The sequence below is a fragment of the Brumimicrobium oceani genome (assembly GCF_003143775.1).
Classification (GTDB): domain Bacteria; phylum Bacteroidota; class Bacteroidia; order Flavobacteriales_D; family Crocinitomicaceae; genus Brumimicrobium; species Brumimicrobium oceani.
The window spans coordinates 36,753-50,654 of sequence record NZ_QFRJ01000016.1; the positions used below are offsets into that span (position 1 = coordinate 36,753).

At 35.5% G+C, this 13,902-nt stretch carries 11 protein-coding genes; 6 read left to right on the plus strand and 5 right to left on the minus strand.

Going from position 1 to position 13,902, the window contains the following annotated elements:
- Nucleotides 1–328 precede the first annotated feature (328 nt).
- A complete protein-coding gene (locus tag DIT68_RS14715; protein WP_109360584.1) occupies nt 329–931 on the plus strand; it encodes an RNA polymerase sigma factor in 603 nt (200 codons plus the stop codon).
- Between the two features lie 211 nt (nt 932–1,142).
- Here the strand turns inward: DIT68_RS14715 and DIT68_RS14720 are convergent, their stop codons facing one another.
- Nucleotides 1,143–2,195, minus strand: coding sequence for an efflux RND transporter periplasmic adaptor subunit (locus tag DIT68_RS14720; protein WP_109360585.1), 1,053 nt, complete (start codon nt 2,193–2,195; stop codon nt 1,143–1,145).
- A 251-nt stretch (nt 2,196–2,446) separates the two neighbouring features.
- Here DIT68_RS14720 and DIT68_RS14725 point away from each other — a divergent pair, with 251 nt between their 5' ends.
- Complete coding sequence (locus tag DIT68_RS14725) at nt 2,447–2,989, plus strand: hypothetical protein (protein ID WP_109360586.1); 543 nt, start codon at nt 2,447–2,449, stop codon at nt 2,987–2,989.
- Nucleotides 2,990–3,493: 504 nt separating this feature from the next.
- Here the strand turns inward: DIT68_RS14725 and DIT68_RS14730 are convergent.
- Complete coding sequence (locus tag DIT68_RS14730) at nt 3,494–4,129, minus strand: carboxypeptidase-like regulatory domain-containing protein (RefSeq protein ID WP_109360587.1); 636 nt, start codon at nt 4,127–4,129, stop codon at nt 3,494–3,496.
- Between the two features lie 55 nt (nt 4,130–4,184).
- A complete protein-coding gene (locus DIT68_RS14735; RefSeq protein ID WP_109360588.1) occupies nt 4,185–4,706 on the minus strand; it encodes a DUF7935 family protein in 522 nt (173 codons plus the stop codon).
- Nucleotides 4,707–4,939: 233 nt separating this feature from the next.
- On the opposite strand from DIT68_RS14735, the gene DIT68_RS14740 reads away from it, so the two are divergent.
- From DIT68_RS14740 to DIT68_RS14750, 3 genes are read left to right on the plus strand one after another with little or no spacing between them, the layout of a single operon-like run.
- Nucleotides 4,940–6,508: a hypothetical protein gene (locus DIT68_RS14740; protein WP_109360589.1), complete on the plus strand. Its 1,569-nt coding sequence runs from the start codon at nt 4,940–4,942 to the stop codon at nt 6,506–6,508.
- Nucleotides 6,505–7,731 (plus strand): hypothetical protein, encoded by a 1,227-nt coding sequence (locus DIT68_RS14745; RefSeq protein ID WP_109360590.1) that lies wholly within the window; start codon nt 6,505–6,507, stop codon nt 7,729–7,731. Before DIT68_RS14740 ends, DIT68_RS14745 begins: the two co-directional genes overlap by 4 nt.
- A complete protein-coding gene (locus DIT68_RS14750) occupies nt 7,719–9,170 on the plus strand; it encodes a T9SS type A sorting domain-containing protein (RefSeq protein WP_109360591.1) in 1,452 nt (483 codons plus the stop codon). The genes DIT68_RS14745 and DIT68_RS14750 overlap by 13 nt, the downstream gene beginning before the upstream one ends.
- Before the next feature lie 14 nt (nt 9,171–9,184).
- Here the strand turns inward: DIT68_RS14750 and DIT68_RS14755 are convergent, their stop codons facing one another.
- Both DIT68_RS14755 and DIT68_RS14760 read right to left on the minus strand, forming a co-directional pair.
- Nucleotides 9,185–9,700 carry a KdsC family phosphatase gene (locus DIT68_RS14755; protein ID WP_109360592.1) on the minus strand — a complete coding sequence of 172 codons (516 nt, stop codon included), beginning with the start codon at nt 9,698–9,700 and terminating at the stop codon, nt 9,185–9,187.
- The gene (locus DIT68_RS14760) at nt 9,697–10,470 is read right to left on the minus strand and encodes a Rossmann-like and DUF2520 domain-containing protein (protein WP_109360593.1); all 774 of its coding nucleotides are present in this window, start codon (nt 10,468–10,470) and stop codon (nt 9,697–9,699) included. Before DIT68_RS14760 ends, DIT68_RS14755 begins: the two co-directional genes overlap by 4 nt.
- Before the next feature lie 102 nt (nt 10,471–10,572).
- Between DIT68_RS14760 and ccsA the strand changes: the two genes are divergently transcribed.
- Nucleotides 10,573–13,899: a cytochrome c biogenesis protein CcsA gene (gene ccsA / locus DIT68_RS14765; protein ID WP_109360594.1), complete on the plus strand. Its 3,327-nt coding sequence runs from the start codon at nt 10,573–10,575 to the stop codon at nt 13,897–13,899.
- The last annotated feature ends 3 nt before the right edge of the window (nt 13,900–13,902 follow it).

Here is a 13,902-nt window from a genome sequence, read left to right on the forward strand (position 1 = left end):
TTTGTGCGATTTTTCCTAAAGATTATCCTAATTTGTATTAATTGACAATTTTTTAATTTGTCACATTAGTTTGGAATTGTACCCGATAATCAATGAGAAGTACCGATAAATAGGTGGGATTAAAAAAAGATTATAAAATTAACAACCTTTTCTACTTTAGCTACGTCTTGTGTGTGTAGAAATTATTCCTTGGATTGATTTTTGCTAGTTTGACAATTAAGTTTATATTTGAATTTATTAATTTTTAAAAACCATTTGCTTATAGAAACATTTTTACTCTAAAACTAAGAATTACAATTTTAATAGTTAATCTCTAAACTGAGTAACGATGAACTTATCACAACTAGAAGATAAACAATTGGTATCTTTATATACTGACGGACAGGAAAAAGCATTTGAAGTCTTATTGAACAGGCATAAAAATAAAATATACAATTATATTTTTATGAAAATTCGAGATGAGGCGCTTTCACAAGATATTTTTCAAGAAACATTCATAAAAATTATCAAGACCTTAAAAAAAGGAGCTTATAATGAGGAGGGTAAATTCCTGCCCTGGGCAATGAGAATTGCGCACAATCTTATGATTGACCACTTCCGAAAAACCAATAAAGTAAGAATGATTTCGGAGTCCAGCTCAAGATCCAGTGATTATAATATTTTTGATTTGCTTGAATTGAAGGACAATAATATTGAAGATGAAATTGTTCATAATGAGTTGGTGAGTCAAATGGTCGAATTGATTGATCATTTACCAGATTCGCAAAGGGATATTTTGAATATGAGGATCTTTAAAGAAATGTCATTTAAAGATATTGCAAAGAAAGAAAACGTGAGCATTAATACCGCTTTAGGTAGAATGCGTTATGCCTTGATTAATATTAGGAAATTAATTGAAAAGCATAACTTACTCACTCCTCTTACTCAGTAAATATCGGGTTCCTGCTGGGTTAATTAGCGAATTTACAGCAAAGCTTTTTTGAGTATGTTTTCTCTTTTCTTTCGTGTTTCTTGTTACTGACTCGTATTTTGAAATTCGAAAACTAAACTCATATGAAAAATTTGAATGTTTAAAATGAAGCTGCAATTTATATTTTGCGGCTTCTATTTTTATGTCCTATTTGACACATGTTCTTCTGAAACTATCGATTATTTGCAATAACCATACAATTTTGAGGAAGACCTTCCACGATAGAGGAGTCACCCATTTCTTTAGTTGTTTTTACTTGCACTTCATAAGTGTTTCCATTGTGAAGAACTTTTACGGTGTTTTGCTTAATGGCTGTGTTAGGAATAAATGTAGGTTTGCCTGGGTAATGAATATGTATTTCCTGATTATATAAGTTTTGATTTGGGGGAAGTACTTCAAAGTGGATTTCTATTTTCGAGGAATCCGAAAGATAACGTCCTGTTCTCAGGAACAAGGCTTTTCCTAAAGCTTGGCCATTTGGATTGGTGATGGCAACAGTATCGTTATTTCTTATCCTTTGTAAATTACTTATTTCAACTGTTGTTATTAATTGTTGAGATTGGATTTTAGCTAGTGTTAGAAGGTTTTCATTCGCTTGAAAGGAGGAGCCCGGTCTTATTTTACTTTCAATTATTATACCTTCGAAGGGCGCTAGGTATACATAGTCGTCTAATCGTTTTTCTACAGCTTTGGTTTTATAGAATTCACTCACTATATTCATTTCGTGAATCAATAATTCTTCTTTTTTTGATTTTAAAATAGGTAGTTCAGGTAGAGGAAGAGATTTTTGAATCTTGTTTTCAAACTCATTCCATTTGCTAAACTCACTGGGAAGCTCTGTTTTTATCGATAGAATTAATTTCTGAATTAAAGTTTTATACGCTGCTCTCGCCGCTAATATGTTGTAAATAGCATCAAGTCTATCTGCTTTTATTAGAATTTCATTTTTCTTGAATTTTGAACCTACAGATAAAGGCCTGTTCGCACCGTCGATTTTTCCGCTAAGCTTCATATGTACTTCCTCTTTTACCTCAGGGATGATAATCCCGCGAAGTGTGATGCTTTCCACTTGTTTGATTTCCATCAGTTTAAAATCATCTTGGTTGTATGGATTAGTTCGGGATTCAGGGTTGTCGCTATTAGAAGAGATGAATGAAAGTAGTGCGATGAGAAGGCTAATTATGATAAATATTAGGCCTATAATTAGTTTCTGATGCGCTTTCATTAATTGGTTTTTTTACAAAAATAGGATTTAAGCTTGAAATATTGAAGTTAATCAATTGCTTGTTAAAAATCGTATTTTTATACCTGCGACCTAAATTGAATTAAATAGTTTTGAAAGACTAAATTCTGCGTAAAGTCTAGGAATCATCATTGATTTGTTAATAAACATGTTGAAAAACACCATCCAGCATCAGTTGAGCCTGTATTATTACTCCATAACTTTGTGAACAGAGTAATTCTAAAAAATGCAATATGCTTAGTACAATCTTTAAAAGAAAAGTTTCAGATGAACAACTCGCTAACGTCTTTGTTAACGGTGTTTTAGATGTTATAGATAAAGGGTTTAAAGATGTGAGATTCATCATGGAGGAAGATCCAGCTTTTATGAAGAAGCCTCAATTAGGAGATTCTTCCGACGGACATTTCGCTATGATTGTGATCTCAGGAAATATTAACTCCTTAACGAATTCTTTCTCTTCTAGGAAGTTACAAACATTGGAGCCTTTAATTTTTGAGAAATTAGCAGTTGCTTTTGAGATGACTACGCACGAACTAGAAGAGCATTACAAGAACTACTCTTCATTCATGAGTCGTGTAAATCATCCTTCTAAGGTGACTTTGTATAGCATGTCAAAAGCCATGTTTTACAAGTATAAATTGAATGACTTTCAAGATGATTATTTTAAAAGCATGGACTCCCCAAATCCGTTGTTTTTAAAAAGAATGGATGAAATAATGAAGAATTTCTTATGGAACTGGGAGGCTTTCTTTAAGCGTTACAAGATTCAAATGTAACTTTTAAACGTTCTCTCAAGGTTGCGCTGCGTTTTTCTTTGCTTGTTATCTAATTTCTCAAGGTAATCCGCTAATTTACCTTTCTCTGTTTGATTGTATTTTCCTAATCAAAATTTTTTCTCACTGGTTCGGAAGGTAATAACAGGTTTTTGATTGAATACTCCTTCAAGTTGTCATCTTGCGCCTCATAAAAATTTTTACTTTTTTGAGCGAAGAAGCTCTTCTAATCCACTTATTATTTAACTCATTTTAAACATAAGCATCAACCATTAGGACCCCTTTTACTGGTTTTTACTTTTGCTTTATATTTGTGGCATGTGTTGCTAGTTGATACGGATCAGTGCGAAGGGGTTTTCTTTAAGGGTAACCATAAACTGTATTTAGTTGTTTTGAAGCTGAGTCAAAAAAAAACGGAAAGACCTTTTGAATCAAGCTTAACCACAAAAAAAAATACTCCTGGTTATAGGAGTATTCAATGTTGTTTTGAATGAGAAAAAGTGAATTTTACTCTCTCTGAAGCTGACCGTTTTTCCATGAATTTATGAATTTACCCCAAGCGGCAGGGTTTAATAAGTTGTTCATTGGAGTTTGTCCCTGCGTGTATATTTGTGTTTGTCTTTGCTCTGATTCCCAGTTGTAAGATAATCTTCCGTCTGTAGGAACTCTTGATGCTATAAACGCTAAACTTTCTCCAGACAATTGTTTTTGAGCTCTTCTTAAAGCATCATCATAAGGGTCCATTTCAACGAATGCTCTAGCGAATTCCTCTCTTGATGGCCAAGGGTAAATATTGACCTCTGGCAGTAATAGAGTGTCTGGCGTCATTACATGAATAATTGAATAACGAATTTCTTTTAATGAATCAGGAACAATGTAGGAACTTGTTTTATAACCAAATGCGTTAAAAAGAATAGTGTCTCCCGGGCGAGTAACGAAACTAAAATACCCGTAATAATCAGACATTGTCCCCTTTCCTGTTGTTTTGTCAATGACAGATGCGTAAGAAACTTGGTCAAGACTATCACTGGAAACGAGCACACCTGAAAATTGAATTAGCTTCATTTTTTTCTCGTCGTTCTGTGCGTGTAAAGCTGACGAAAACACGATAACTAAAGTAAAAAGTAATATAACTAATCGCATAATTTTGTTTTAATCAATGATACAAAGAATATCTTTTAATATTTGTTTTGAAGTGTTAAAATAACCTATGTAACTCCTCTTTCAAAAGCTTTATAGTGATCTCCGTCGGTAATTCATCAAGTTCGCCAACGATTTCAAAAATCTTATTGCTTAATTCTATTGATGTGGCTTCCTCACCTAATGCCTGAGCGGCAACGTTGATAATCTTAATTGTTTCTTCTTTACTTTTTTTAACCATCTCCCAGCTAGAGGTGGATATAAAAATTTGTTGCGCAACATTGTGATCAAATTCATTACGAATATTACTTAGCAATTCAGTTTGTAGCATGATTGCAGACTTGTTTGGGTCGTGTAGTCGCATGATTAAGCTCTGAGGATTTATTCGCTCTAGCAATAATACTATTCTTTGATATGCTTCCATTCGGGGTTCCAAAAAAAAATTCTGACGTTCCTTTTTTAAATTCACGTTTAAATTTGTAATTTCTCGTTCACCTTGTTTTTTTAAGAAAATGTTTACGATGTAAATTACTGCAAGCGCAGGGACTAGTGCGACAATTATATAAGTTATGTATTCCATTTTTAGTTCTATGATTAGCTCAAAATTAACACGCTTTAATTAATATCTGCTTACAAAAGCCAAATTATTTATTAATCTGGTCAAATTCATTGAAATAAATGTTTTTCATTAGATTTGTCTGTTACCTTTTGCTGCTTATTTGAATTGGTACATCTATTTTTCAATAAAAAGCGACTTCTGTCAAGCCAACTTATTATGAAGGGGTACGTTATATTACGAATAAGAAAAACTATATGAATTTTAAATATATAATTTTTGCAGGAATTATCTTATCGGTCTTAAGTTGTCGGAAGGATACAACAACATGGAATTCAGACTGGGTGGTCCCGTTAATTAATGATTCACTCCTGATTAAAGATTATGTAAATGACTCTACTTTGGCTGTCAACAGCGATCAATCGATTCAGGTTATCGCGCAACGAAGTCTCTTAAATTTGGATTTATCTTCAATCATTGAGATTCCGGATACATCGGTTGTTCAAAGCTTTGCCATTGGAATCCCTTCTCTGACCTTGGCCCCTGGTTCTAGTTTTATTGATGAGATTAAACAACACCAATTTTCTTTTGAAGAGATTGTTTTGACTTCGGCAAGGGTTAAATCTGGAAAAGCCGTAATTCGTATTGAAAATCCGGTGATGAACAAAGGTGTTTTCACAATTTCATTGCCAGGAGTTACTAAGAACGGAATTGAATTTGCTTTCACTGAAACCGTTCCTGGTGGAACAGCCTCAAATCCAGGTGTTGGGGATTTAGTTTTGGATTTAACGGGATACACCATTGATATGAGAGGAGAAAGTGGTCAGCTTTACAACCTGCTTCAATCTAAAATGAAAGTGACGACAGACCCAAATGGTTCTTCAATAGTTTTAACAAACCAAGATGTATTTAAAACCAAAGTAAAGTTTGAGGGATTGAGGGTTGATTATGCAAAAGGTTATTTTGGCAATGTTGTGTTTTCTGATACCACAACTGTTGATGTTGATGAATTGTCAAAAATTGTAGGAGGAGCCCTTAATGTTGAGGGTGTAAGTTTGCAGCTTATTGTTCGAAATGGAATAAAAGTGAGGGCTGCAGGAGAGGTCACACTTTTTGAAAGTATTAATTACAACAATAACTTAGTGGCTTTAAATCATCCTTTTTTCGGTCAACAATTTAATATTGAGCCTGCTTTAGGTGCTTGGAATACTTTAACGCCGTCTGAAATACCATTTTTATTTGATCACTCAAGTGGAAACATGGAGACTTTTATTGAAAATATTGGTAGTAAATATCAAATTGGGTATGCTATTGAATTGAATCCGCTAGGGAATACATCCAGTGGAAATGATGTGCTTTATCCTGAAAGTAGTTTGGGGATAGATTTAAACGCCAACTTTCCTTTACTGATTGGAGCAGACGAGCTTACTTTAAGGGATACTTTTGAAATAGACTTTAAAAACGACAGTAAATTGGCACGATTGGAATCAGGGAAACTTATTTTGAATACTACAAACACCTTTCCTTTTGGGGCTAGTGTAGACCTCGAATTACTTGATGAAAACGGGCTTAGTTTGAAAAAAATCACATCAATTGGTTTAGTTTCGCCAGCCCAGTTGAATTCGGCAGGTGATGCCCATTTGCCAATAGAAGAGAAGTTAGAGTTTATAATTGATCAGCAATCTGCTGATTTGCTTTCCACGACGAAATCCATCATGGTTACCGCTGTATTTTCGAGCACTTCGTTTACAAATAATAAAGTTTTTGCCAATGCAGCACTAAAACTTTTACTTTCTAGCCAATTTAAATTAAAGTCAGAATTATGATCCTAAAAAAAATAAATTTACTGTTTTTAGGTGTCTCGCTTTTTGTAGTTAGTGCTTTGAAAAGTCAGGAATTCTTGCCAGAACTATACGATTCAACATTGGCTAATCATCAACTAATTGTACATGGTGGCTTTTTACAACATGGAACTTCTTTATCCAATGAGTTTTCGAGAAAATTTATTTTCGGAGGCGAAATATCAGACGATTTAAGTAGGAAGGCTTACGAAAGACAAAAATCGTATAACAGAGTAGGGGCAGGAGCAAGAATTAGAGTTGCATACAAGTCTCCCAGTCAAATTTTTGAATCTAAGCCGAATTGGAGTTGGATGGTTGAAGCGTCAAATGAGATACACGGGGCAGTGGATTATTCTGATGCGCTTTTTGGTTTGGCTTTCTTAGGAAACGCTTCTTTTCTTGGTGAATCTGTGAACTTCTCAAGCTCTTCTGCTCAGTACCTCCAATATTTCACGCTTGGAGGGGGTATTCACAATAGGAAGAATAAAAACTTCATTACATTGAATGCTGTCTTGCCTCAGAATTTCTTTAGTATAGCTTCTAATAGAGGAAGTGTTTCATTCTCTGAAGATGGAACAAACGTGGATTTGGTCTTACAAGGCGAATTCTTGGAAGCGGCTTCCCATCCCTATTTCAAAGGAATTGGAGCTGCATTAAATTTTGATTTTAATATTCCCTTTGGAACATCTGAATCCTTTAATGGGGTTATGAAAGTAACAGCGAGGAACATTGGGGTTTATCAGCTTCAAAAAGTTAAAATGCAGGAAGTGGATACTGAAATTGCTTACAGTGGTTTTCAGATAGAAGACTTTAGCAACGCTAATGAAATGACTACTTTAAAAGATACTTTAGGGGTAACGGAAACTACAGGTTCAACCACTAAGTTGTTGCCAGGTTTTATTCAAGTAGGTAAGGTGGTTACTGCGCATTCGAAAACTAAAATTCAGTCTATTTTTGGTGTTAGAATGTATACCAATTACATTTACAAACCGATGGTTTATGCTGGGGCTCATTATCAGGCGAATCAATCTTTTTCATTAGGGTCCCAATTGGCTTTTGGAGGATATGGAAATTTGCGGTTCGGTTTGTATGTGAATTACGCCACGAAAAACTTGATGATTGGGCTAGGGTCAGAGGATATTTTAGGTGTTTTGTTAAAAAGCCAGCATGGACACTCAGGATTAATAAAATTAGCATGGAAATTTTAAGAAAGTTATTGTTTGTGTCAATTTGTATGGTGCCTTTCTTAGGTAACACACAAATTGCGTTTTATAAAAAATATACTGGTGGACCATTTGATCAGGGGAATGGCTTGACACAACTGCCAGACTCTAGTTATGCTGTGACGGGGACTTCGGGGTCTTTCAATAATACCTCAGGACAAGCTTTTTTAATGCTGGTTGATAGCTTAGGGAATCAGGCTTGGACAAAGGATTATGGTGGGAGTGGAGAGGATATTGGGGTAAGGGTATTACATGTTCCTGGTGATGGTTTTTTTATTGCAGGATATTCAGGTTCTACAATGGATGGAAACTTCGATTTTGTTCTCTATAAAACGGATGAACAAGGGAATTTGCAGTGGGAAAAAATGTATGGTGGAATGGATTGGGACCGACTAAATGACGCTGCTCTTCTGTCTGATGGGGGGGTAATTCTCGTTGGAGAGACAAAAGGCTTTTTATCACAAAAGAGAGATATTTTTATGGTGAGAACAACTCCTTTGGGTGATACCGTTTGGACAAAAACTATTCGAACTCCAGAGGATGATTTTGCGAATGCTGTAGAGGTTTTGTCGACCAATGAGTTTATAGTTGGAGGAAATCGTGGAGAGTTCGGTTTGTCAAAAGGTATGTTGATGTCATATGATATCGATGGAACAGAAAATTGGTTGGAATTTATGGATCAGGCAGGCGTAACGACAGTCAATGATATCGCAATTCATCAGAGTTTAATATATTTAGCGGGCTCTAAAGATAACTCCACAAGTGAAAAGCAGGATTTGTGGGTTGCAAAGACCAATTTGTCAGGAGTTTTTGTAGCTCATTATTGGGAGGCGTTTTATGACTTAGACACTTATTTTAGTGCTCTTTCGGTGAAGAATGCTGATACAATGTATTTGGCGATGATCACCGAATCCCCAGAAAATAATCCTTACCCTGGCGGGGTAGATGTTTATGTGCATACTTACAATGCCTCAAACTTATCTTTTAAAGCGAGCCGTCCTTTTTCAGGCTATAATGATGATGTCATAAATCAATTTATAGGTACAAATGATGGCGGTTTTGCTCTTGTGGGAACGGTTAGTGATGATCAAGAGAACCTATCTTCGGGTACAAATGTTATGTTGGCCAAAATAGGTCCGAATGGAGAAGATACCTTAGACGCTGACTTAGACTTGGATCTTGTGAATCTAACTTCTTATGAAAAGAAAACATTGACTATTTACCCAAATCCAACAAGATCAGACATTAATATCCCATCAGAATTAGTAGGACAAATTTACGAATTAAGAAATCTTCAGGGGAAAACTGTTCAAACAGGCCTTGTTACGCAAAAGATAAGTCTTTACAATTTGGATGTAGGCATTTACTTCCTCAATATTAAAGAGGAAGATCAAATGTGGTCTGCGAAAATTTTAAAGAGATAGTTGTCTTATTTTACTTACCATTCATGAGCTTCAGCAGAAAACCATTTGCCTTGCACTCTTAAGGTTTGTTCAATAATATCTCTCACGCAGTGATTTCCTCCTTTTAATGGAGACTGGTAGTCTGCAAGGTCTTTAATTTCTATTGCAGCATCTTGTGGGCAAGTGGAAACCCCTACTTTGCTCATCACGTTGTAATCGGGAATATCGTCTCCCATATAAAGAACTTCTTGGTCTGTAAAATTGTATTTACGTTTTAGTTCTTCGTAAACAGAAACCTTATTGGAGGCTTTAAGAACCACTTCTTTTACGCCAGCAGAGAGTAGTCTAGTTTTAGCTGCTTTTGAATCTCCTCCACTAATAATAAAAATAGAATAACCCATTTTGGCAGCATATTGCAAGGCATATCCGTCTTTCGCATTAATAGTCCTTACTACTTCGTCTTTGTAAAGCATTACAGAACCATCTGTAAGAACACCATCTATATCAAAGATAAATGTGGTGATTAAGGGAAGTTTTAATTTATAACTCATGATTTGTTTATTTCTTTATGTATTAATTCACTTAACAAGCGATATACTTGTTTGGTTTCAGGATTACTTAATGCATTGATATGTTTCTCAATTATTTTTTTGTCTCCCCTAACCGCAGGACCAGTTTGGGCCTCTATCGGTGTTAACTCATCTAATTTATTGATCGTTTCTCTCATCAATGGCTTTAATAAATTGAAATCAATCTTGTTTTCATTGAGATGCTCCTGGGCAAGGTGGTAAAGAAAGTTGGTGAAATTATTTACCATGACTGCCGCAATGTGCGTGTTGAATCTAACTTGAGAATCAGCGATGATAACTTTTGAACTTAATGACTTAGCTAATCGTTTTAGGTCATCTTGAAATTCAATCTGCGTAGCTTCAATAAGGAAGGGTACAATTGAAATGTTGATATTCCTCTCCTCGCTAAAAGATTGTAGGGGATAAAATACTCCAATATCCGGTCTGTCAGCAATGTCTTCTAGTTTAACACTCCCCGAAGTGTAAGCCACTTTTACTTCTTTCGGTAGTTGAGAGACCACTTCTTTAATGGCGTCATCTGAAACGCAAACAAGTGCTAAATATTCTTTAGGAAGCTGCTCAAGTGAAGGAAGTGTGTTGGTCTCAAAAAGCTTCGCCAATCTTTTAGCTTTTGAAATGTTACGACCCCAAACATATTTTATTTTATGTCCACTCCGTATTAATTGAAGTCCCAAGTGCTGGGCTACTTTTCCCGTTCCTATAATTACGATGTGCTCCTTTTTTTTCGTCATAAATCCTTTGCAATAATCGTTTAATTAGTCCAAAATTAACATTTAAAATCAATCTAAATTAGCAAAGCTTTCGTAGATTTGTCGGGTAAAACAGAAAAGGCAATGTTAGATAAAATATTAAGAGGGATTTTCTCAATGAAAATGATGGCCGTGAGTATGGTTATCTTCGCAGTAGCAATAGCAGTAGCAACATTTGTCGAATCAGATTACGGAACACCAGCATCAAAAATCGCAATTTATAACGCCGTTTGGTTCGAAATACTTTTACTTCACCTATCCATCACTTTGGTTGTAAATATCGTGAAGTATAAAATGTATCAAAAAGGTAAGTTAGCTACCTTCGCATTTCACCTTTCATTCTTATTGATTATTGTTGGGGCGGCTTTAACGCGCTACGTCGGTTTTGAAGGTCAAATGAGAATTGCGGAAGGTGAAACGACCAATGTCATTTATAGTTCTATTCCTTATCTCACATTGAAATCGAATGATCTAGTGAATCAATATACACATGAAGAGATGCGTTGGTTATCTGAGGGAGTAGAAAACCCTTTTTCTTTTGATTTTCAATTACCAAACCAACCTGAAGTTAAAGTGGAGTACGTTTCTTATAAAGAAGGAATGGTGGACTCTTTGGTTGAAGATTCGGAAAATGGTAGAAATGCTATAGAGCTTGTAATTAGAGGTAAAAGCACCTACTTGTTTCAGGGAGATCAAGCCGTCTTTGGAGGGGTAAATTATGCATTCGAAAATGATAATCAGGCGCACCCTGGAGTAAGCATTCATGAGGATGGAGGATTTTTATATATCCAAGCAATTGAGCCTTACAAAAGAATAGATATGTCCGTTTTGTCTAAAGAAGACAGAATGTCAAACAATATAGATCCAAGTGCGATAACAGAAATTCCAGCAGACACCTTAATGCCTTTTTATCCAAATCAATTGTACATGATTGGAACTGAAAGTTTAGTTTTTAGAGATTATAAAAAGAAGGTAAGTATCAAGAAAATGAAATCTCCTGAAAAGGACGGAGGTTTAGATTACTTAACAATGAAACTTTCTACGGAGTCAGAGTCTAAAATAGTTGAAGTACAAGGTAGTTCTAATCATATTTTAGATGAAGAATATGTTCAATTTGCTGGATTAAATTTTGAAATTGGCTATGGTGCAAAACCAATTGAAATTCCTTTTTATTTGAAATGTCGTGACTTTCAGTTACACAAGTATCCGGGTTCTTCTATGGCCAGCTCATTTGCCTCTGAGGTTTCTGTTATTGATTCTGCGCGTGGGGTAAATCATGAACAGCGAATTTTTATGAATAATGTAATGGATTATCACGGTTACAGATTTTTTCAATCCAGTTATTTCCCTGACGAATCAGGTACTGTGCTCAGTGTGAATTATGATTGGTGGGGAACTACCGTGACATATATTGCTTATTTGATTATGTCCATTGGGATGATCATGTCTTTATTCAATTACAAGGGTAGAATGAAAGAATTAAATAACTTAATCAAAAAGTCCAGGAATAATCGTTCTAAAATGCTTAAAACCATTGTGTTATTGATTGGTGTAGGTTTAGGAGGTTTCAGTTACGCGCATGGCGATGATTCAACACATACGCATGACCATGAAACAGAGCATAATCATGATCACGGTGATCACGAAGGACATGACCATTCTCATGACCATTCGGGACATAATCATGAAGGGCACAATCATGATCATTCAACACACGGCAGTACCTCATTTGAGTCCGAGAAAATTGAAATTAATTATCTCTCCGTCGAAGATGCAGAGAAGCTGGATGATTTGCTTGTTCAAGATTATGATGGTAGAATAATTCCTTTTCACACGATGGCGGATAAGCTATTAAGAAAAGTTCATCAGTCGGATAAATTTAATGAGAAAACTGCAGTTCAGACTTTATTAGCAATGCATCTTTATGGTCCCGATGCTTGGAATAATGTAAAGATAGCCTATGTTTCTAACAAAATAAGAGGGGAATTAGGTAGTGGTAAGTACATCTCTATTACAGACATGGAAGATGAGTTTGGTGTCTTTAAGTGGATGGATGAGTATGAAATTGCTCATGGAAAATCGGATGGTCAAAAAAATGAATTCGATAAAAAGTTAATCAAACTCGGAGAGCGCTATAGAATTTTAAAAGAGATTTTTCAATTTAAACATTTGAGAATTGTTCCTATACCAGGCGATGACAACGGAAAATGGATATGGCCTTTCGCAATGGAGCTAAGAGAAAAAGATCAAAAAGCAAACACTTTGGCGATGAATCTGCTTACGAATCTATATGCAATTTCTCAAGGTGAAGCAGCGTTTTCCGATGCACAACAATACTTGGTTCCCTTGAAAGAATATCAATGGGAGGAATTAAGAAAGTATGAAGCAAACAACCCGCACTTAAATCCTCTAACTCAAAATCATGTTGATGTAGAGATAGCATACAATAAGTTTAAGGTTTTTGATAAAATTCAATCTTTCTACTTCTTGTTCGGTTTCCTTATGTTGATACTTTTTTTCTTCAGAACTTTGGTTACACCAACCCTGAGAAGTGAATCGATAATAAAGAAAATAAACTATGTCTTTTTAGCAGGTGTTGTACTTGTATTTATTGGACATGGTGCAGGTTTAGCAATGCGTTGGTATATCTCTGGACATGCTCCTTGGAGTAACGGTTATGAGGCAGTTATCTTTATTGCTTGGTCCACTATTTTAGCAGGTCTGTTCTTTGTGAAAAAGAATCCAGCCGTTATCGCGGCAACAACTTTATTGGCAGCGATGATGTTGTTTGTAACAGAACTCAATCTCTTAGATCCTGAAATTACCCCTTTACAGCCTGTTTTAAAGTCGTATTGGTTGATGATTCACGTAGCAATTATTACGTCTTCGTATGGTTTCTTGGGTATTTCGGGTATTCTAGGTTTGGTTAATATGATTTTGTACTTACTGAAAACCAAAAACAATAAGAAGAGACTTCAAATGAATATTGTGGAGCTTACCTCAGTTTCTGAAATGGTTTTGATTATTGGACTTTTTATGCTGACCATAGGAACCTTCTTAGGTGGAGTTTGGGCAAATGAATCATGGGGTAGATATTGGGGTTGGGACCCGAAAGAAACGTGGGCACTTGTTTCAATGTTGGTTTATGCCATAATTATTCACTTGCGTTTCATTCCAGCATTAAGTAGCCGCTTCCTTTTCAATGTATTAAGTTTGTGGGGGTATTCCGCGATACTGTTTACGTTCTTTGGGGTGAACTTTATTCTTGTTGGTCTGCATTCATACGCCCAAGGTGATGGAGTAGCAGAATGGCCTACATCTGTGTTCGTTGCACTTGGAATATTTGGAACATTCACTTTGGTAACCACGGTGAAATATCTAATGGATTCTTCAAATAAATCAAAAAAGTAAACT

Coding starts and splice junctions, on each gene's coding strand:
- DIT68_RS14715 (WP_109360584.1), top strand. CDS start 329: ATGAACTTATCACAACTAGAAGATAAACAATTGGTATCTTTATATACT.
- DIT68_RS14720 (WP_109360585.1), bottom strand. CDS start 2,195: ATGAAAGCGCATCAGAAACTAATTATAGGCCTAATATTTATCATAATT.
- DIT68_RS14725 (WP_109360586.1), top strand. CDS start 2,447: ATGCTTAGTACAATCTTTAAAAGAAAAGTTTCAGATGAACAACTCGCT.
- DIT68_RS14730 (WP_109360587.1), bottom strand. CDS start 4,129: ATGCGATTAGTTATATTACTTTTTACTTTAGTTATCGTGTTTTCGTCA.
- DIT68_RS14735 (WP_109360588.1), bottom strand. CDS start 4,706: ATGGAATACATAACTTATATAATTGTCGCACTAGTCCCTGCGCTTGCA.
- DIT68_RS14740 (WP_109360589.1), top strand. CDS start 4,940: ATGAATTTTAAATATATAATTTTTGCAGGAATTATCTTATCGGTCTTA.
- DIT68_RS14745 (WP_109360590.1), top strand. CDS start 6,505: ATGATCCTAAAAAAAATAAATTTACTGTTTTTAGGTGTCTCGCTTTTT.
- DIT68_RS14750 (WP_109360591.1), top strand. CDS start 7,719: ATGGAAATTTTAAGAAAGTTATTGTTTGTGTCAATTTGTATGGTGCCT.
- DIT68_RS14755 (WP_109360592.1), bottom strand. CDS start 9,700: ATGAGTTATAAATTAAAACTTCCCTTAATCACCACATTTATCTTTGAT.
- DIT68_RS14760 (WP_109360593.1), bottom strand. CDS start 10,470: ATGACGAAAAAAAAGGAGCACATCGTAATTATAGGAACGGGAAAAGTA.
- ccsA (WP_109360594.1), top strand. CDS start 10,573: ATGTTAGATAAAATATTAAGAGGGATTTTCTCAATGAAAATGATGGCC.